The 17,413-nt window shown below is 40.4% G+C and carries 19 protein-coding genes; 17 read left to right on the top strand and 2 right to left on the bottom strand.

Annotated features, from left to right (window positions below; all coding sequences use genetic code 11):
- Positions 1-5 precede the first annotated feature (5 nt).
- On the top strand, positions 6-386 hold the full coding sequence (crcB, locus tag FFR60_RS13120; RefSeq protein ID WP_137664559.1) for a fluoride efflux transporter CrcB: 381 nt from the start codon (positions 6-8) through the stop codon (positions 384-386).
- Positions 383-736 carry a fluoride efflux transporter FluC gene (locus FFR60_RS13115; RefSeq protein ID WP_088933563.1) on the top strand — a complete coding sequence of 118 codons (354 nt, stop codon included), beginning with the start codon at positions 383-385 and terminating at the stop codon, positions 734-736. Before crcB ends, FFR60_RS13115 begins: the two co-directional genes overlap by 4 nt.
- A 25-nt stretch (positions 737-761) precedes the next feature.
- On the opposite strand, the gene FFR60_RS13110 is transcribed toward FFR60_RS13115, so the two are convergent.
- The gene (locus FFR60_RS13110) at positions 762-1,739 is read right to left on the bottom strand and encodes an AraC family transcriptional regulator (protein WP_171004934.1); all 978 of its coding nucleotides are present in this window, start codon (positions 1,737-1,739) and stop codon (positions 762-764) included.
- A gap of 111 nt (positions 1,740-1,850) precedes the next feature.
- Here FFR60_RS13110 and FFR60_RS13105 point away from each other — a divergent pair, with 111 nt between their 5' ends.
- The 15 genes from FFR60_RS13105 to fucO (FFR60_RS13035) all read left to right on the top strand — a co-directional run bounded on the left by FFR60_RS13105 (position 1,851) and on the right by fucO (FFR60_RS13035) (position 16,880).
- Positions 1,851-3,161, top strand: a complete 1,311-nt coding sequence (locus tag FFR60_RS13105) for an MFS transporter (RefSeq protein ID WP_137664500.1) — start codon at positions 1,851-1,853, stop codon at positions 3,159-3,161.
- 2 nt (positions 3,162-3,163) lie between these two features.
- Complete coding sequence (rhaB, locus tag FFR60_RS13100; protein ID WP_137664499.1) at positions 3,164-4,621, top strand: rhamnulokinase; 1,458 nt, start codon at positions 3,164-3,166, stop codon at positions 4,619-4,621.
- A gap of 21 nt (positions 4,622-4,642) precedes the next feature.
- Positions 4,643-5,926 (top strand): L-rhamnose isomerase, encoded by a 1,284-nt coding sequence (gene rhaA / locus FFR60_RS13095; protein WP_137664498.1) that lies wholly within the window; start codon positions 4,643-4,645, stop codon positions 5,924-5,926.
- Positions 5,927-5,981: 55 nt separating this feature from the next.
- Positions 5,982-6,818, top strand: coding sequence for a rhamnulose-1-phosphate aldolase (gene rhaD, locus FFR60_RS13090; RefSeq protein WP_137664497.1), 837 nt, complete (start codon positions 5,982-5,984; stop codon positions 6,816-6,818).
- Complete coding sequence (rhaM, locus tag FFR60_RS13085) at positions 6,815-7,126, top strand: L-rhamnose mutarotase (RefSeq protein ID WP_137664496.1); 312 nt, start codon at positions 6,815-6,817, stop codon at positions 7,124-7,126. The genes rhaD (FFR60_RS13090) and rhaM overlap by 4 nt, the downstream gene beginning before the upstream one ends.
- Before the next feature lie 71 nt (positions 7,127-7,197).
- Entirely contained in the window at positions 7,198-8,352 is a 1,155-nt protein-coding gene (gene fucO / locus FFR60_RS13080; RefSeq protein ID WP_137664495.1) for a lactaldehyde reductase, read from the top strand.
- A gap of 41 nt (positions 8,353-8,393) precedes the next feature.
- The gene (locus FFR60_RS13075) at positions 8,394-8,552 is read left to right on the top strand and encodes a hypothetical protein (RefSeq protein WP_171004933.1); all 159 of its coding nucleotides are present in this window, start codon (positions 8,394-8,396) and stop codon (positions 8,550-8,552) included.
- Between the two features lie 225 nt (positions 8,553-8,777).
- Positions 8,778-9,260 carry a PTS sugar transporter subunit IIA gene (locus FFR60_RS13070; protein WP_137664494.1) on the top strand — a complete coding sequence of 161 codons (483 nt, stop codon included), beginning with the start codon at positions 8,778-8,780 and terminating at the stop codon, positions 9,258-9,260.
- 3 nt (positions 9,261-9,263) lie between these two features.
- Positions 9,264-10,106, top strand: a complete 843-nt coding sequence (rhaD, locus tag FFR60_RS13065; RefSeq protein WP_137664493.1) for a rhamnulose-1-phosphate aldolase — start codon at positions 9,264-9,266, stop codon at positions 10,104-10,106.
- Between the two features lie 36 nt (positions 10,107-10,142).
- A complete protein-coding gene (locus FFR60_RS13060) occupies positions 10,143-10,445 on the top strand; it encodes a PTS sugar transporter subunit IIB (RefSeq protein WP_088933553.1) in 303 nt (100 codons plus the stop codon).
- A 16-nt stretch (positions 10,446-10,461) separates the two neighbouring features.
- Positions 10,462-11,889 carry a PTS galactitol transporter subunit IIC gene (locus tag FFR60_RS13055; RefSeq protein WP_137664492.1) on the top strand — a complete coding sequence of 476 codons (1,428 nt, stop codon included), beginning with the start codon at positions 10,462-10,464 and terminating at the stop codon, positions 11,887-11,889.
- Positions 11,889-12,935, top strand: a complete 1,047-nt coding sequence (locus FFR60_RS13050; RefSeq protein WP_137664491.1) for an NAD(P)-dependent oxidoreductase — start codon at positions 11,889-11,891, stop codon at positions 12,933-12,935. Before FFR60_RS13055 ends, FFR60_RS13050 begins: the two co-directional genes overlap by 1 nt.
- 30 nt (positions 12,936-12,965) lie before the next feature.
- Positions 12,966-15,029, top strand: coding sequence for a BglG family transcription antiterminator (locus FFR60_RS13045; RefSeq protein ID WP_137664490.1), 2,064 nt, complete (start codon positions 12,966-12,968; stop codon positions 15,027-15,029).
- Between the two features lie 13 nt (positions 15,030-15,042).
- The gene (locus tag FFR60_RS13040) at positions 15,043-15,609 is read left to right on the top strand and encodes a hypothetical protein (RefSeq protein ID WP_137664489.1); all 567 of its coding nucleotides are present in this window, start codon (positions 15,043-15,045) and stop codon (positions 15,607-15,609) included.
- 116 nt (positions 15,610-15,725) lie between these two features.
- Positions 15,726-16,880: a lactaldehyde reductase gene (gene fucO, locus FFR60_RS13035; RefSeq protein ID WP_137664488.1), complete on the top strand. Its 1,155-nt coding sequence runs from the start codon at positions 15,726-15,728 to the stop codon at positions 16,878-16,880.
- 44 nt (positions 16,881-16,924) lie between these two features.
- Here the strand turns inward: fucO (FFR60_RS13035) and FFR60_RS13030 are convergent, their stop codons facing one another.
- Positions 16,925-17,395 carry a universal stress protein gene (locus FFR60_RS13030; protein ID WP_088933548.1) on the bottom strand — a complete coding sequence of 157 codons (471 nt, stop codon included), beginning with the start codon at positions 17,393-17,395 and terminating at the stop codon, positions 16,925-16,927.
- Positions 17,396-17,413: the final 18 nt, after the last annotated feature.

Here is a 17,413-nt window from a genome sequence, read left to right as displayed (position 1 = left end):
AACGCATGTTGGACTACTTAGTCATTGCACTCTTTGCCTTTGTCGGCGGAACAGCGCGTTATTGGGCGGGTGTATGGATTCCTGCGGTTGGCGGTTTTCCGCTGGGGACACTGGTGATTAATTTATTAGGGTGCTTTATTTTTAGTTGGATCGTTAAACATATTTTAAGTGATCTTGATGTATCAGGACGCTTAGTCTTAGGACTGGGTGTCGGTTTTTGCGGAGCCTTGACGACGTTCTCGTCTTTTGCGCTGGATACGATGAAATTAGTGCAGGCGGGACAGATTGGGTTAGCCTTTCTTTATTTAGTGCTGTCGTTTGTCGGCGGCTTGGTGATGACTGTGCTCGGTGAAGCGATCTACCACAGAAGGGTGGAGGCGAGATGATCGAGACCTTGTTAGTCGGCAGCGGCGCGGCGATCGGAGCGATGCTGCGTTTTGCGTTGAATAATTATTTTGAACCGCAGACGAAACGTTTGCCGCGAGCGACTTTTTTTATCAATCTGACGGGAAGTTTTTTGCTGGGGATTTTCTTTGGTCTGCATTTGTCCGATCCGATTTATTTGTTTTTAGGAACAGGACTTATGGGCGGCTATACGACTTTTTCCACCTATAACTTTGAGCTGTTTGTCTTATGGAAAAATGATCGTCCGATGTTTTATCGCTATTTCTTCGGATCGTATGGCTTGGGCTTATTGTTAAGTTTTATTGGTATCGTAATTGGTTCGAAACTATAAAAATGAGTCACAGTAATTCTGTGGCTCATTTTTTGTGTTCTCTGAAAGCATTTGGCAAATCATCGTAGGCTTCTTTAAATTGCTTATAGAAGTGGCTGCGATTTTTTAGTCCGATCATTTCTACAATCGAGCTGATCGATAACGTCGAACTTTCAATTAAAAATTTGGCTTGTTTCATACGCTGTTTGGTTAAGAGCTCGGAAAACGTCTGATTGGTCTTTTTCTTGATGATATTGCTTAAATAGTTTTTATTGTAGCCCAATTGCTGTGCGGCACTTTCCAAAGACAAATCAGCATAGTCTTTCTCGATTAGTTTTAAGGTATCGATCACGACTTGGTGATTGGTCTTATCCTTTCTTTCTTCGTAGAAATCATACTTGCAGTTGCCGATCAATTCTGTAAATAAAATCGGAATATATAACGAAATGATTTCATTAGCAAAGACTGGTTCGGTGAAATATTTGTCGATCATCTGATCCAGAATCATCTGGACATGATTATTCTCAGAGCAGCGGAAGATCAAATATTCTTTTCGCGAACGAGTAGCCATCGTTTGGGCCAAGAAATTGAACAGCACGCTATTTTTATCATTCAGGCTGGAAAGCCATTCAATATCGACCTTATCATTGGGAAAAATAATGTTCACGACAATATCTTCCTCCCCGTGTTCACCCAAGGCATGGGAAGAACCACGATCAAGTAAAAGAATTTCTCCTTGGTTGATTACTTCACGTCTGCCGTTAATGTATTGAACAGATTTTCCAGAATAAACATAGTTCAGCTCTAAAAAGTGATGGCTGTGCTCTGGATAAGGCGCAAAGCGCGGATGCTTGCTTACATAAATCGAATTATTTTTTAGAAAGTATTCTTTAAGCAAAACCATATTATCCTCAGCGGTTTGAAAGGATCGCGTGGGGATATCCATGACGAATTTTTTCTTATTTAATTGTGCTTCTTCTATTTGATTATGATGGCGTAAATAGTCCTCTACGATTTTCTGCATGTCAACACATCCCTGTAAATTCGTTACACTCATTCTATACTCGCGTCATCGAAAGCGCAATCAGAAAATTGAATAATATGCTTGTAAATAAATTTAAGGAGCGAGTAAAACATGAGCGGACAAAGCAGTGGAGGAAAAAAGGAAACAATTGCCGTTTCGTTGACCAACTATTTGGATTCAGGCTGTATCGTAGCTGGCGCTAGCGGATTAACATTATGGGCAGAGCATTTTGGTCTAAATAGTTTTGCGGTCGGTTTACTAGGAGCACTGAGTGCAAATGCCTTTGGAGCAGCGGTTGGAGCACTTGTTGGCGGTCGGTTAGCTGATAAATTTGGACGTAAATTCATCTATACCTATAATTTGCTGGTGTATATGTTCGGTGCATTATTTATTATTTTCGCTATGAATTTTCCGATGTTATTGGCTGGATTTTTAATTATGGGCTTATCAGTGGGTGCCGGAGTTCCTGCATCATGGTCATATATTGCTGAAATGGCGCATCCCGATTCACGTGCTCACAACATCGGAATTTCTCAATTAGCGTGGTCATTAGGACCAGCGATTATTTTCACGTTAGGTGTAATTTTGGCACCATTAGGATTACTTGGCAATCGTTTGCTATTTGTTTCATTGGTGATCGTCGCCATCGTTGCTTGGCTGTTGCAGCGTCAATTGGAAGAATCTAAAGACTGGGAAGAAGAAAATGCTCGGCAAGCAGCGGCTACCGAAAAGTCTCATCCTTACAAAGAGCTATTCTCGAATGTGGTCAATAGAAAATCAATCGCATTTTTAGTTGGTGTGTACTTATTCTGGAATTTAGTCGCAGGTGCGATGGGCTTCTTCATGCCATTTGTTTATGAAACTGTCGGCGGACTGACCAACTCGCAAGCGAATATGCTGCAAGCAGCAATGTGGATATTCACTTCATTGGGTTCTTACTTCGGCTTTGCCAAATTAGGCGATAAGGTGGATCATCGTAAATTCTATTTTATCGGCGCTGTCATGGCGGCGGCTTCATGGGTCGTTCTCACCTTTGTCGGTATGTCTTGGTTAGGCTTATGGGTATTCGTTATCTTGTGGGGCATCTCAGCAGGTATCGGGGCTCAAGCCTTCTATGCTTTATGGGCCTCAGAATTATTCCCAACGAAATTCCGCGGCGGGGCACAAGGTGTCATGTTCTTCTTAGTTCGCGGAAGCTGCGGGATATGGTCGATCGTATTTCCGATGATTTTGGCAAACTTAGGCTTCACGGTGGCAGGGACGGTCATGATCGGCTTATTGCTAGTATCGCTAGTGATCGGAACTGTTTGGACACCGCGAACACGCGGAAAGACCTTGGAACAAATTACCCAAGAACGTTATGGAAACAATGATGAAGCATTGATCGATTCAGAGCTTTCTCAGGGACAAGAGGTTAAATAACTATGACGAAAACGTATATAGCAGTAGACATCGGTGCATCAAGCGGACGTTTGATGCTTTCAGAAAAGGAGCCTTTTGAAGCAATCACATTGGAAGAGGTTCATCGCTTCAAAAATGGTTTTTCAAAAATAGCTGGAACGGACTATTGGGATGCCGATCATCTGATCAAAGAAATCTTGATCGGCTTAGAAAAAGTCAAACAACGGGGAATCACTGAATGCTATTTCGGGATTGATACGTGGGGCGTCGACTATTGCTTGCTGAATGAACAGGGGCAGGCCTTGAGTCAACCAGTCAGCTATCGCGACAACCGGACAGAGCAGGCGATGGAAGAATTTGATCAAAACTTTTCTTTACAAAAGCTCTATGAAAAAACCGGCATTCAGCTGCAACCATTTAATACAGTATTTCAATTATTAAAAGAAGATCGCCAGAAGTTAGCTCAGGCAAAACAATTATTACTGATGCCGGACTATTTGGGCTATGTTTTGACAGGCAATGCCGTATTGGAAAAAACCAATGCCTCAACGACGCAGCTAATGAATTTGAAAACCCGAAAGCTGGATGAAGAGGTGTTGGAAGCGGTTGGTGTCAATAAAAAGCTGTTTCCCAAAATAGTAGAACCGGGCACGATTTTAGGCACGATCCTGAAAGAAAAGTTTCCTGATTATGATCTGCCGGAGGCAACATTTATCACGATTGCTTCTCACGACACGGCTTCAGCCGTTGCAGGTACACCGGGAAAAGGCGATAACTGGGCTTATATCAGTTCAGGCACATGGTCGCTGATGGGTGTGGAGATCGAAGAAGGCATTTCGACTGAAGAAGCATTCGAGGCGAACTTCACTAATGAGTGGGGTGTTCAGGGCACGATTCGTTTCTTGAAAAATATCATGGGAATGTGGCTGATCCAAGAGGTCGCTCGGTTGCAAGATTATCAGTATTCTTATCCCGAACTTGCTGCATTGGCGAGTCAAGAAGAGGCTTTTGTCAGCTTGATCGATGTCAATGATCGGCGCTTCATGAACCCGCAGAATATGATCACTGAGATCCAAGACTATTGCCGTGAGCTAAATCAAAAAGTACCGGAGACAGCTGGTGAACTGGCTCGTTGCATTTATGATAGCTTGGCTTTGTGTTATGCCGTCGAACTAGAAAAAATGGAGAAAATGACCGGTCGTACGATTACCCAACTCCACATCGTTGGAGGCGGCTCAAATAATGACTTTTTGAATCAATTAACGGCTGACGCTTGCGGCATCAATGTTGTGGCTGGACCAGGCGAAGCTACTGCCATCGGCAACATTGTGGTGCAGATGGTAGCGACCAAAGGATTTGGGACTTTAGCAGAAGGACGCGAAGGAATCAAAAATTCTTTCCCAATGAAAGAATTCCAGCCAAAAAAAGAGACTCATCAAGCCATTAAAAAATATCAAGCCTTAACAAAACAATTCGTATAAAAGAAAAGGAGCAGAAATAAAATGACAAAAGCAGTTGAAGAACGCTACCAAGACGCAAAGGCCCGCTACGCAGAAATCGGAGTCGACACAGACGCGGCCTTGAAGAAGTTACAAGATGTAAAAATTTCGATGCATTGCTGGCAAGGTGATGACGTAAAAGGTTTTTTAAATCCTGATGGTGAATTAACTGGCGGGATCATGGCGACAGGTGATTATCCTGGTGCTGCTCATACACCGGAACAGCTGCGTCAGGATATTGAAAAAGCTTTTTCATTAATACCCGGCAAGCATAAATTGAACCTGCACGCGATCTATCTTGATACTGATGAACCAGTTGATCTGAATGAAATTGAACCAAAGCATTTCGAAAAATGGGCAAAATGGGCCAACGAACAAGGAGTTGGTTTAGATTTCAACCCAACCTTCTTCTCTCATCCCATGATGAAAGACGGCATGACCTTGGCACATCCAGATCAAGATGTCCGTGATTTTTGGATCGAACATGGCAAACGCAGCCGCAAGATCGCTGAATATCTTGGAAAAGAAACCGGACAAACCTGTATCAATAATTTCTGGATGCCGGATGGTATGAAGGATAACCCGATTGATCGCTATAGTCCGCGCAAACGCATGATGGAATCATTAGACGAAATCTTTACAGAAGAATTGAACGAAGAATATACCCAAGAAGCAGTGGAAAGTAAATTATTCGGACTTGGTGCGGAGGCGTATACAGTAGGGTCGCATGAATTTTACATGGGCTATGGTCTGACTCGTGACAAATTGATCTGTTTGGACGCGGGCCACTTCCATCCAACTGAGGTGATCTCAAATAAATTAAGTTCACTGGCCTTGTTCTCTAAAGGAATCATGCTGCACGTTTCTCGTCCAGTGCGTTGGGATTCTGACCATGTAGTGATCATGGATGATGAATTACAAGAAATCGGCAAAGAAATTGTGCGTAATGATTTGTTAGCTAAAACCAATATCGGTTTGGATTTCTTCGATGCAACCATCAATCGGGTAGCAGCTTGGGTCGTTGGCACACGCAATACGCAAAAAGCATTATTGAAAGCAATGTTAGAGCCGATTGAAGACTTGAAGGCAATGGAATTGGAGCTTGATTACACGAAGCGCATGGCTTTAACAGAAGAATTGAAAGATTTCCCTTATGCCGATGTATGGAACTACTTCTGTGAACAAAACGACGCGCCAGTTGGTATGGATTGGTATGAAGAAGTGATGAATTATGAAAGAGACATTTTGGCAACACGGGAGAAAGAATTAATTACCGCACAAGCATAATCAATTGGCGGGGATTTTCCCCACCGTGTTAGATAAAAATTTGGAGGAATCAATCGTGAAAAATATCTTGGAAGCATCTTTTGTGGAAGAAATGGTGGAAGTGACCAGCAATCTGTACCGATTAGGCTGGGATGAAAGAAATGGCGGCAATATCTCCTATTTATTAGATGAAGCAGAGGTCAGCGAATATCTGGATACTGCTAATGTATTACGAAATATTTCGATGGACTTTGATGGAACAGCCCTGAAAGGAAAATATTTTATCGTAACAGGTTCGGGTAAATATTTTAAAAATGTCGCAAAGGACCCAGCTAATAATTTAGGGGTATTGAAGGTTGCAGAAGATGGACAAAGCGTTGATCTTTTATGGGGCTATACGGATGGCGGCGTGCCAACTAGTGAATTGCCTGCTCACTTAATGAGCCATATCGCACGTTTAGAGGTTGATCCAGAAAATCGCGTAGTGATGCATTGCCACGCGACTCATTTATTAGCTATGACCTTCAGCCATGAACTGACTTCAAAAGCAATCACCCGAACTCTTTGGGAAATGTGTACGGAATGTATGGTCGTATTCCCTGAAGGTATCCAAGTATTGCCTTGGTTGATCCCAGGATCAAATGAAATCGGTGAAGCGACTGCGGAAAAAATGCAAGAAGCCCGATTAGTTCTGTGGTCTTTCCACGGTGTTTACGGAGCAGGACGCACAATGGATGAAACATTTGGCTTGATCGAAACAGCTGAAAAAGCTGCACAAGTTTACACTTATGTTCAGGCGCAAGGCGGGGTTAGACAAACGATCAGTGATGAAAACTTCATCGCTTTAGCGAAACAATTCGGTATCACGCCGAATCCAGCATTTTTTGAAGCCGCTCAGGTGACAAGCAGATGATCAAAAAAGCTGTACGCATGAAACCCTATCCCGGCTTAAAAGAAGAGTATGCCAAACGTCATAACGAACTCTGGCCTGAGATGAAAAAAATGTTAAAAGATCATGGGGCGAAAAGCTACTCGATTTTCTTTGATCCAGAAACGAATTATTTATTTGGCTATCTTGAAATTGAGGATGAAGAAAGATGGGCTCAAACCGCCGATACGGAAATCAATCGTAAATGGTGGGATTTCATGGCAGATGTAATGGAAACAAATCCGGATAATTCGCCAGTGACCGTCGATTTAGAACAAGTATTTGAATTATAAAAGAAGTTGGCTGCAGCTTCTTTTGTAATTATATGTGAAGGGAAACACAATAAGGAACGGGAGCGAACAAAATGACAGTAAACAGAATGATATTAAATGAAACCTCTTATTTTGGAAAAGGTGCGATTCAAGAAGTGGCTAATGAAGCCAAAAAACGTGGGTTCAAAAAGGCGCTTGTGGTGACAGATAAAGATTTATTGAAATTTAAAGTGGCTACGAAAGTAATTGCTGTTTTAGAAGAGGCCGGACTAGCTTACGATGTTTACGATGGGATCGTGCCAAATCCAACGAGAGCAGATGTTCAAGCTGGAGTTAAGGCATGTCAGGAAAAGGCAGCGGATTACATCGTAGCTATTGGCGGCGGATCACCGATTGACACGGCCAAAGCAATTGGCATTATTATGACTAATCCTGATTTTTCCGATGTAATTAGTTTAGAAGGAACAGCGGAAACTAAAAATCCAGCGTTACCAATTTTGGCGATACCGACAACTTCTGGAACTGCTGCTGAAGTAACGATTAATTATGTGATCACGGATGCTGAAAATCATCGCAAATTTGTTTGTGTAGATCCTCATGATATTCCGGTAGTTGCCTTTATTGACAGCGATATGATGATGGGAATGCCTAAAGGCCTCTGCGCTGCAACAGGAATGGATGCGCTGACTCATGCTATTGAAGGTTTTATTACAAAAGGCGCGTGGGAAATGACAGACATGCTGCACATTCAAGCCATCGAAATCATCAGCCATGCTCTGCGTGATTCTGTTGCTGGTGATCAAACAGGTCGCGAAAAAATGGCGCTCGGTCAATATATTGCGGGTATGGGATTTTCAAATGTGGGATTAGGACTCGTTCACGGAATGGCCCATCCATTATCTGCTTGGTACAATACGCCGCATGGTGTAGCTTGTGCGACATTATTGCCATTAATCATGGATTACAATAAAGAATTTACGGGCGAGAAATATCGTGAAATCGCGATTGCGATGGGAGTGGAAGGTGCAACGGAGATGCCGATAGCTGAAGTTCGCGATGCAGCGGTTCAAGCAGTGAAGCAATTAGGAATTGATGTCGGCATTCCCCAAAGCTTGTCAGAACTTGGAATGAAGAAAGAAGACGTAGCGCGCATTGCTGAAGATGCTGCACGTGATGTTTGTACCCCAGGAAATCCGCGCGATGTATCAGTGGAAGAAATCATTGCTTTGTATCAATCAATGCTATAAAAAATTCTGTTCGTCGCTAGTTGTTTGAAAAGGAGAAGACGATGAAGTATCTCGTACAGCTTGAAACACTTGCTGGAGAGCAGCAGGAAAAGAATTTTCAGACTTATCGTGAAGCTTTGTGTTGTGCAACCAACTATGCCCACTTCAAATTTAGTAAAGTGATCCGACAAGGCGAAGTGATTAATGAGTTTAAATTTTAGCAGTCTTATAAAATCAAAAAAAGACAAAGTTCTGGATGTTGAAGCTCTTCAATGTTCAGAGCTTTTTTGTATGGGGAATACTTTACTTGATAAATCACTTCTTAAATTAATCGAAAGAACATCACATTTTTTTTTCAGCAACAAGTTTTTTTTGTGATGAAAGCGCATACTATGAAATTTTGTGGATGCTAAACTGACAATATAATTAGGAAAGGAGGATAGCGGATGATCATTACTGATAAGATGTTTTACCCAGAATTGATTGATGTCTATGATGGCAAGGGTACATTAGATGCGTTAGTTGATTATGCTGCGAATAAATTAGCAGAGCTGGGATTTATTGAAACAACCTATCAAGAGGCTTTGAAAGAACGAGAGCGGGAATATCCAACAGGGTTGCAGACACCTTCATTTGCTGTAGCGATTCCCCATACCGATCCAAGCCATATTAAGAAGCCTTTTATTTACATTATCAAATTAGCGGACTCTGTAACATTTGGTCAGATGGGGACGACAGATGAGTTTGTTTCAGCTAAGTATGCATTTTTTTTAGGCTTTGATAAGGGTGAGGACCAATTACAGCTATTGCAAAATTTGATGGCCATGTTTATGGATAAAAAAGTAATGCGGCAATTGGAAAAAGAGTTTGATAAAACAGAGATTTTAACAATAGTAACGCAATTTTTTAAAACAGAAAGCGAGAAGTGAGAAATGAAAATACACGATATTTATGAAGCACCTTTTATTCAAGAAATGTGTGAAGTGACTAAGAATTTATGGCGTAATGGTTGGGATGAGCGTAATGGCGGAAATATCAGCTACATGCTGGATGAGGCTGAGGTTTGTCTGTATCTTGATTTAGATCATGTAATTAAAGAAAAGGATTTAGATTTTGAAGTCAAAGAACTGGCAGGCAAGATTTTCTTAGTTTCTGCTTCAGGCAGCTACTTTAAAAATATTTGCAAAAATCCGGCGAAAAATTTAGCAATCGTTAAAATCTCGGATGATGGTGGAAGTTTTAAAGTTCTATGGGGACTGGAGGACGGGGGTGTTCCAACTAGTGAATTAGCATCGCATTTGAAATGTCATGCTGTTCGCTTAATGCAGGACCCGGATCATCGGGTGATTTTACATTGTCATTCGATCGCGATCTCAGCGATGACATTTATCCATGATTTAGATGAAAGGAAATTTACGAGATCATTGTGGGAGATGATTACAGAATGTTTAGTTGTTTTTCCAGATGGAGTTTCTGTTTTACCTTGGATGGTTGCTGGGACTGTAGAATTGGGCTTGGCCTCCGCTGAAAAAATGCAAGATTCACGTGTAGTGATTTGGCCGCATCATGGAATCATGGGTGCAGGACAATCGATGGATGACGCATTTGGACTTGTTGAGACAGTGGAAAAGGCGGCGGATATCTACATGCGCGTGGTTCAAGTACCTGGCGGCTTTAAGCAAAAAATTACAAGTGATCAATTGTGGGATTTAGCGGATCAGTTTGGTGTAAAACCTAAAGCGGGTATTTTAGAAGAACGAAGTACGATAAAGTAGTCAATAAAATAGAAAAAATATAGGAGGATATTTTAAATGGTTAAACGCTTAAGCATTATTTCAGTGTGTGGGTCAGGTACAGTAACAAGTTCAATGGTAGCCGGAAAAGTAAAAGACTTTTTGGATGATCATGGCATCAAAGCAAAGACAGTCGAAGTCAATCCTGGAGGTGTCGAGGAACAATTGGCTAGCGGTTCTTGGGATTTGATCGTTCATACAAGTCCTTTGAAAGGAAAATATGAATTACCGACTATCAATGCAGTAGGGTTATTATCTGGGATGGGAGAAGATGAATTTTTTGAAGAATTGCTTGAAACTTCGGAAAAATTAGTAGATTAAAGAGAGGAGAAATGAAATGTTAGATGTTTTATCGAAGATTATGGATGCTTTTGGTGCGGCGATCGTGGTACCGGTAATTATCTTCTTTATTGCTTTATTGATGAAGGTAAAACCGAAGAAGGCATTTAATGCGGCTCTGAATGCAGGGATCGGATTGACTGGCTTTAATATGATCATAGGTGCCTATACGCCGATCGTCACTCCAGCAATCAATCGAATGGTAGAAGAAACGGGTGTTAATCTGCGCATTCTTGATACAGGTTGGCAGGCAACGAGTGTTGTAGCTTATTCGACTCAAGTAGGTATGATTTTCTTAGCACTGGGATTAGCGCTGCAGGCAATTCTATTTGTTATTAAGTTTACAGACATTTTTATGCCATCGGATCTATGGAATAACTACTCCTTTATGTTATGGGGATCAATGCTCTATATTTCAACTAAGAATCTTTGGTTATCGATTGGATTGATGGTGGTTTCTAATCTTTATTGTTTAGTCTTTACAGAAATCGTCGCTAAACGCTGGTCTGTTTATTATGGTTATCCTCGCTGTACAATGAGTGCGCCTCATCATATTTGCTCGGTTCCATTAGCAATGGCGATGGATTGGATCTTGACTAAATTAGGTGCTAACAAAGTTCGCTGGAATCCCGAAACCTTACAGGATAAATTGGGCTTTTTAGGGGAACCAACTTCATTAGGCTTTATTTTGGGCCTAGCGTTAGGCTTAGCTGGTAATTTTATGCGATTGAATACATTGACAGGTTGGGGCGAAATCATGGTAATCGGTATTTCAACTTCAGCCATCATGGCGATTTTTCCAAAAATTGCTGGAATTTTTGCATCTGCATTTACGGCAATTACAGATGCATCAAAAAGTACTGCCAAAACTTCAGGCGGCAAAGACCGCGTTTGGTATTTGGCGATCAATGATGCCGCTGGTTATGGTGAAACAGCGACTTTGCTAACAGGGATGTTACTGATTCCGATTGTTTTATTACTAGCCATTTTCTTACCAGGCAATCAAACGTTACCTATGGTGGATTTGATTGCAATCCCTTACATGATTGAATTAGTAATCTGTATTTCAAATGGGAATATCTTCAAGTCATTGATCAGCGGAGCGATTTGGTGTGCTGGCGGTCTATATATTATTACAGCGGTCGCACCAATCTTTACTCAAGTGGCTATTGATGTCGGCGTTAATTTACCAGAAGGCGCAATGATGATCTGCAGCTTTGCTGTAATGACCAACCATATTATGGGAATACTCTTCTTGATATTCATGACGCAAAATCCACTTTGGATTGGGTTATCGGTAGTTGTTTATATTGCACTTTATGCCTTTGTTCGGATTAAAAAAGAAGCGATTCATGCTTATTTAGAGAATATGGCGAAGTTAGAGGAAGAAGCTGGAATTGTATCTGAGGAAGGAGCAGCCGTGTAATGTCAAAAGTTGTTGTTGTTGGAGATGGTTTAGTTTCTGCAGAGACTTTAGCCGAAGCTGCATTAGAATTGAAGCTTGAAAAGCCGATAGAGGTTGTCAAGTATCACTGGTTCGCTGATCTGAATAAAGAACAGTTTCAAGAAAAAATCAAATTGATCGAACAAAACGGACCTGAAGCACTTGAGATACCAGAGGGAATTTTAGACGACCTAGTAGATGCAGACTATCTGCTAGTTCATATAGCGCCGGTTTCTAAGGCAATGATTGAAGCAGCTCCTCAGTTGAAATTAGTGGGGACTTGCCGGGGCGGTGTTGAACATATAGCAACCAAAGAATTGAAAAAGAAACAAATTCCTTTGATTCATGTTATTCGAAATGCTGAACCTGTCGCTGATTTTACATTAGGGTTGTTTTACGCTTTGACAAGAAATATCGCTTTTTCCTATCAACAGGTAAAAGAAGCCAAATGGCCTAAGAAATTTGCGAATGATCCATATAAGACTACATTAGCTAATCTAAAAGTAGGTTTAGTGGGGTTGGGCTATATTGGCAAATTGGTAGTGAAGCGGTTAAATAGTTTGGGCATTGAAGTTATAGCGTATGATCCTTTTGTAGATAAAGAGAAAATTCGCGAAGAAGGCTTGCAGATCACTTTTGTTGGGCTAGAAGAATTATTTAAAACAGCTGATATTGTTTCGCTGCATGTTCGGGTAACGCCAGAAACAAAGAATATGATTAATGCCGATCTACTTTCCTTAATGAAGCCATCTGCTTATTTAATCAACACGGCAAGGCCGGATATCGTAGACAAAGCTGATTTTGTAGAGGCTTTACAAATGAACATGATTGCTGGTGCTGCTACAGATGTTGTTTGGGAGGAGCCCATTCGGCCAGATGATCCATTACTAGATTTAGATAATCTGATCATTACTTCTCATATAGCGGGAGACACGATCGATGCTATTCCACGATCTCCGTATTTACTACGCGATGTGTTGAATGATTATTTTGAAAGAGGAATGAGTGATATGCTCGTTCGAACCTAATTGGTTTAGTAAGAATGAGGGGGAATAAAAATGGATGTTATGGCGATTCAATTGTTGGAATTGTTTATTTCAAAAGGCAGTCAGACCTCACTTTCCTTAGAAAAAAAGTTTAGTTGGACAAAAGGTCAGTTAGATTATCGGATCAAAAAGGTAAATCAAGAATTGACTGAATTGAACTTAGGGAAAATCAAGAAAAATGGTACTTTCTTTCTCTTGGAGGGTCAGACTAAAGCAATCAAAAGCTATTTGACGAAAGTTTCGCCGTCAATCCATTTATCAGATAGAGAACGCGAATGCTTTCTCTATCTGATCATTCTGCTTCATCAAGGGGAGACATTGCAAACTTTAGCCGAAAAGCTTTTTGTCAGTAAAAATACAATTTTAAACGACAAGCGAAAATTAAGTGAGAACTATTTAAAACCGCTAGCTATTGACCTTCAATTCTCCAGAAAAAGAGGCTTTTATTTTGTAGGTAATGAAGTGGAGATTCGCCGATTAGGAATTAAATTCATTCGTGAAGTTGAAAAATCAGAGGACAATCTCGAATACTATTTAGCGATGATCAAAGTTCAAAGTCACGTTTTAACCGAGATAAAGGAAAGAATCCATTTATTAGAACAAGAATTAGGGCTGGAGTTTACAGAGTTTAAATTGGTGGATCTCTATTTGACCAGCTATATGTGCTCTGTAAGATTTGGTCAAGGCAATGAGTTATCACCAGGGGTTTTAGGGAATTATGTTCAAATGGTGGAAAAGGATTTTTATTCAAAAGTTTGCCAAGCTTTGAAACCTTTTTTTAAAGGAGCCAACTATTTGATTGAAATTCACTTTATTTCGATTCAATTACTAAGCACCAATTTGATTAAGATTCGTTCCAATTACAAAGATCAGGAATTGCTTCGAAGAATTCAATCCTTTATCAGTAGTTTTGAGATTCTAGGGATTACAGATATCAAAAACAAAGAACAATTGGAAGAGGCCATTTATCAGCATATCATCCCAGCCTATTATCGGATAAAATTTGGTTTGCCAGATAATGAGCTGCTTTTTTTGGACAATGTCGAAAATTATGACTTTATCCACCCTTTGGTTCATCAGTCAATCGGGATCATTGAAGATTATTTAAAGATCATTTTTCCAGAAGGGGAATTGATTTATTTATCTGTCATTCTTTTAAGCTTTATCAATGAAGAATTAGAAAAACAAAAGCGCCGAAAAATTCGTGCGGTAGTTGTTTGTCAGCATGGTATTTCCGTATCAAAGCTGTTGCTGGGAGAATTGAAGCAGTTGTTTACGACTATTGATTTCACACGGAATCTCTCTTTGCGTGAATTCTATGAAGAAAGAAGCAATGCTGTTGATATCGTCTTTTCAACGGTTCCGGTCAATACTAAAAAAGAAGTTTTCTTAATTCCGCATTTTTTAACGGATGAAGACAAGATGCATTTAATCAGTGATGTACGTAAGCGGATCGATTTTGATGAGACGTTTAGTCTGTCAAAAAACCACGAATTGGTCCAAAATTTATTGTCAATCATAAAAAAGAATACTCAAATTATCAATGAAGAACAATTAACCCAAGAGATACAGGACTATTTGCTTGAAACAGAAATCAATGAAGGGTTGAACTTCCGAAATCTAAACCCTGATTTGAAGGATTTACTGCCTCTTTCTCATATTCAAATTTATCCAAGTGTTAAGTCTGTCGAAGAAGCGATTCGAATTGCAGGCAAACCTTTGATTAACGAGGGATATGTGTCACCAAAATATATTGAGACAGTAATCGAGCATTATGATCCAGAATATCCTTATTCTGTAATTTCACCGGATTTGGCTATTCCGCATGCTGGACCAGATGATGGAGTATATCGTGTTGGAATGTCCTTCTTGAAATTGGATCAACCTATCTCCTTTGCGGAAAATATATCAATCAGTATGATCGTAGTGATTGCACCAAAAGATAAAAAAAGTCATATCAAAGCGGTAACCCATCTTTATGAGTTAGCAAAAAAGCCGAGTTTCATTTCAGCGATGAAACAAGCAAATTATGAAAAGGATATTCGTAACTACTTTCAGCTGGAGGTTGGCAAATAATAAGGAGGAAACAATGGGAAATCAGGGGATTCTGTTACGTAAGGTAACATTGGATAAGACACTCAATCAATTGAATTTTTTTCTTAAAGGAGCCTTCATGATCTTATTGATGTATCTTCTCAATGGTTGGCTAATTGAGAAAAATCTGCAAATCAAAGACGTTCAAATGATTATTGGCTTATATGGTTTAGTTTTCATCGGCTTTTTCTTTCTTAAAAAGAAAAAGAGCAGTTTAAGCGATAATAAAGTGATGCATGATTTGAAAGACTATTTTGATATTCAAAAATTTACTGATGTGGAACAATTAGACAAAAAATTGATTCAAGAAATTAAACAGCAACGAAGATTTGTTGTGAACAAGGGCCAAATCGTCGGTACACAACATTTCTTGCTGTTTGACTTGATGGACGGTCAATTTCTTTTGATACCTATAAAAAAAGTAAAAGGGCTGCAATTAGAACGAATCAATCAGCATTTTTGTGTCAACATTCAAACGGAAGTAAAAAAAGAAAAAATATTTTTTAAAAAGAAAAGTGAAGCGAATGAATTCATCCTTCAATACGAAAAGTTTTATCATTAAGCATTTTAAATTTTGTATTATTTTGCAGCAAATATTTACAATTAGAAGTCATAGAAACCGCTTTCTAAATGTGGGATAATCAGTTGTGAAATAAAACACAATAAAGGAGAGATACTATGGTAGTCAATCGAATGATTTTGAATGAAACGTCTTATTTTGGTAAGGGTGCGATCCAAGAGGTAGCCAATGAAGCGAAAAAACGTGGATTCAAAAAGGCGTTAGTCGTTACTGACAAAGATTTATTGAAATTTGAAGTAGCCACAAAAGTTACCGCGATTTTAGATGAGGCTGAGTTAAGCTATGAGATTTTTGACGGGATCGTACCGAATCCTTCAATCGAAGATGTGCAAGCAGGGGTTAAAGCCTGCCAAGCGGCGGAAGCGGATTATATTGTAGCCATCGGCGGCGGTTCTCCGATCGATACAGCCAAAGCGATCGGCATCATTATAACCAATCCTGATTTTTCTGATGTGATCAGTCTGGAAGGGCCAGCGGATACTAAAAAACCGGCATTGCCGATTTTAGCCGTACCGACAACTTCTGGAACTGCCGCTGAGGTAACGATCAATTATGTAATTACTGACAAAGAAAATCAACGTAAATTTGTTTGTGTCGATCCGCATGATATTCCAGTCGTTGCTTTTGTTGATAGTGACATGATGATGGGGATGCCGAAAGGTCTGTGTGCTTCAACAGGGATGGACGCGTTGACTCACGCAATTGAAGGGTTTATTACAAAAGGTGCATGGGAAATGACCGATATGCTTCACATCAAAGCGATTGGAATTATTAGTCATGCCCTGCGTGATTCAGTTGCCGGTAATCAAGAAGCACGAGAAAAAATGGCGTTAGGTCAATATATTGCAGGTATGGGTTTCTCAAATGTCGGACTAGGATTAGTTCACGGAATGGCGCATCCATTATCGGCTTGGTATGATACGCCTCATGGAGTAGCTTGTGCGACGTTATTGCCGCTGATCATGGACTTTAACAAAGATCATACCGGAGAAAAATATCGTGAAATCGCGGTTGCGATGGGAGTGGAAGGTGCGGCAGATATGCCGTTAGCTGAAGTTCGCGATGCAGCGGTTCAAGCTGTGAAGCAATTGGGAATCGATGTAGGAATTCCACAAAGCTTGACTGAGCTCGGAATGAAAGAAGAAGACGTTCAAAAAATCGCAGAGGATGCCTTCCGTGATGTTTGTTCGCCGGGAAATCCTCGCGACGCTACGGTAGAAGAAATTATCGCCCTATACAAATCAATGCTATAAGAAAAAAGCCAACCTCGCGAGGTTGGCTTTTTCAATGCGCGTAATTAGTCATCATTTTCGGGAACTTTATTATCTAGGTCTGTCCGCACGATTAAGACATCACAATCGGCATTGCGGATAACATATTCAGAGACAGATCCGATAAACAAGCGTTCAACGGCATTTAAACCCGTTGCCCCCAGCATAATCAAATCGATTTGGTTATTTTCTGGAATTTGGTTGGCGATCATCACTTTTGGCGCGCCATATTCAATGACCTTACTGATATGTTCTACACCAGCTTTTTTTGCGTCAGCTTCATAATCATTTAACGTCTGTTTGGCCATGTCGGTCGCTTGTTCTGCTAAAACATTATCAAAAGAAGAAACTGTTTGAAATGCACGCGTATCAATAACATGAGCGAGTAATAATTCTGCTTGATTTCGTTTTGCGACATTCACTGCTTTTTTGAACGCCAACTCTGCTTCATTAGAACCGTCTACTGCTACCATAATTTTACTATATTCTTGATCCATCGTTACCAACTCCTTTTC

The organism is Enterococcus hulanensis, from assembly GCF_005405485.1.
GTDB classification, from domain to species: Bacteria; Bacillota; Bacilli; order Lactobacillales; family Enterococcaceae; genus Enterococcus_A; species Enterococcus_A hulanensis.
This window is presented reverse-complemented; position numbering and strand designations above follow the sequence as displayed.

What these genes read in the sequence shown, in the direction of transcription:
- crcB (WP_137664559.1), top strand. Translation starts at nt 6, where the DNA reads ATGTTGGACTACTTAGTCATTGCACTCTTTGCCTTTGTCGGCGGAACA.
- FFR60_RS13115 (WP_088933563.1), top strand. Translation starts at nt 383, where the DNA reads ATGATCGAGACCTTGTTAGTCGGCAGCGGCGCGGCGATCGGAGCGATG.
- FFR60_RS13110 (WP_171004934.1), bottom strand. Translation starts at nt 1,739, where the DNA reads ATGCAGAAAATCGTAGAGGACTATTTACGCCATCATAATCAAATAGAA.
- FFR60_RS13105 (WP_137664500.1), top strand. Translation starts at nt 1,851, where the DNA reads ATGAGCGGACAAAGCAGTGGAGGAAAAAAGGAAACAATTGCCGTTTCG.
- rhaB (WP_137664499.1), top strand. Translation starts at nt 3,164, where the DNA reads ATGACGAAAACGTATATAGCAGTAGACATCGGTGCATCAAGCGGACGT.
- rhaA (WP_137664498.1), top strand. Translation starts at nt 4,643, where the DNA reads ATGACAAAAGCAGTTGAAGAACGCTACCAAGACGCAAAGGCCCGCTAC.
- rhaM (WP_137664496.1), top strand. Translation starts at nt 6,815, where the DNA reads ATGATCAAAAAAGCTGTACGCATGAAACCCTATCCCGGCTTAAAAGAA.
- fucO (WP_137664495.1), top strand. Translation starts at nt 7,198, where the DNA reads ATGACAGTAAACAGAATGATATTAAATGAAACCTCTTATTTTGGAAAA.
- FFR60_RS13075 (WP_171004933.1), top strand. Translation starts at nt 8,394, where the DNA reads ATGAAGTATCTCGTACAGCTTGAAACACTTGCTGGAGAGCAGCAGGAA.
- FFR60_RS13070 (WP_137664494.1), top strand. Translation starts at nt 8,778, where the DNA reads ATGATCATTACTGATAAGATGTTTTACCCAGAATTGATTGATGTCTAT.
- rhaD (WP_137664493.1), top strand. Translation starts at nt 9,264, where the DNA reads ATGAAAATACACGATATTTATGAAGCACCTTTTATTCAAGAAATGTGT.
- FFR60_RS13060 (WP_088933553.1), top strand. Translation starts at nt 10,143, where the DNA reads ATGGTTAAACGCTTAAGCATTATTTCAGTGTGTGGGTCAGGTACAGTA.
- FFR60_RS13055 (WP_137664492.1), top strand. Translation starts at nt 10,462, where the DNA reads ATGTTAGATGTTTTATCGAAGATTATGGATGCTTTTGGTGCGGCGATC.
- FFR60_RS13050 (WP_137664491.1), top strand. Translation starts at nt 11,889, where the DNA reads ATGTCAAAAGTTGTTGTTGTTGGAGATGGTTTAGTTTCTGCAGAGACT.
- FFR60_RS13045 (WP_137664490.1), top strand. Translation starts at nt 12,966, where the DNA reads ATGGATGTTATGGCGATTCAATTGTTGGAATTGTTTATTTCAAAAGGC.
- FFR60_RS13040 (WP_137664489.1), top strand. Translation starts at nt 15,043, where the DNA reads ATGGGAAATCAGGGGATTCTGTTACGTAAGGTAACATTGGATAAGACA.
- fucO (WP_137664488.1), top strand. Translation starts at nt 15,726, where the DNA reads ATGGTAGTCAATCGAATGATTTTGAATGAAACGTCTTATTTTGGTAAG.
- FFR60_RS13030 (WP_088933548.1), bottom strand. Translation starts at nt 17,395, where the DNA reads ATGGATCAAGAATATAGTAAAATTATGGTAGCAGTAGACGGTTCTAAT.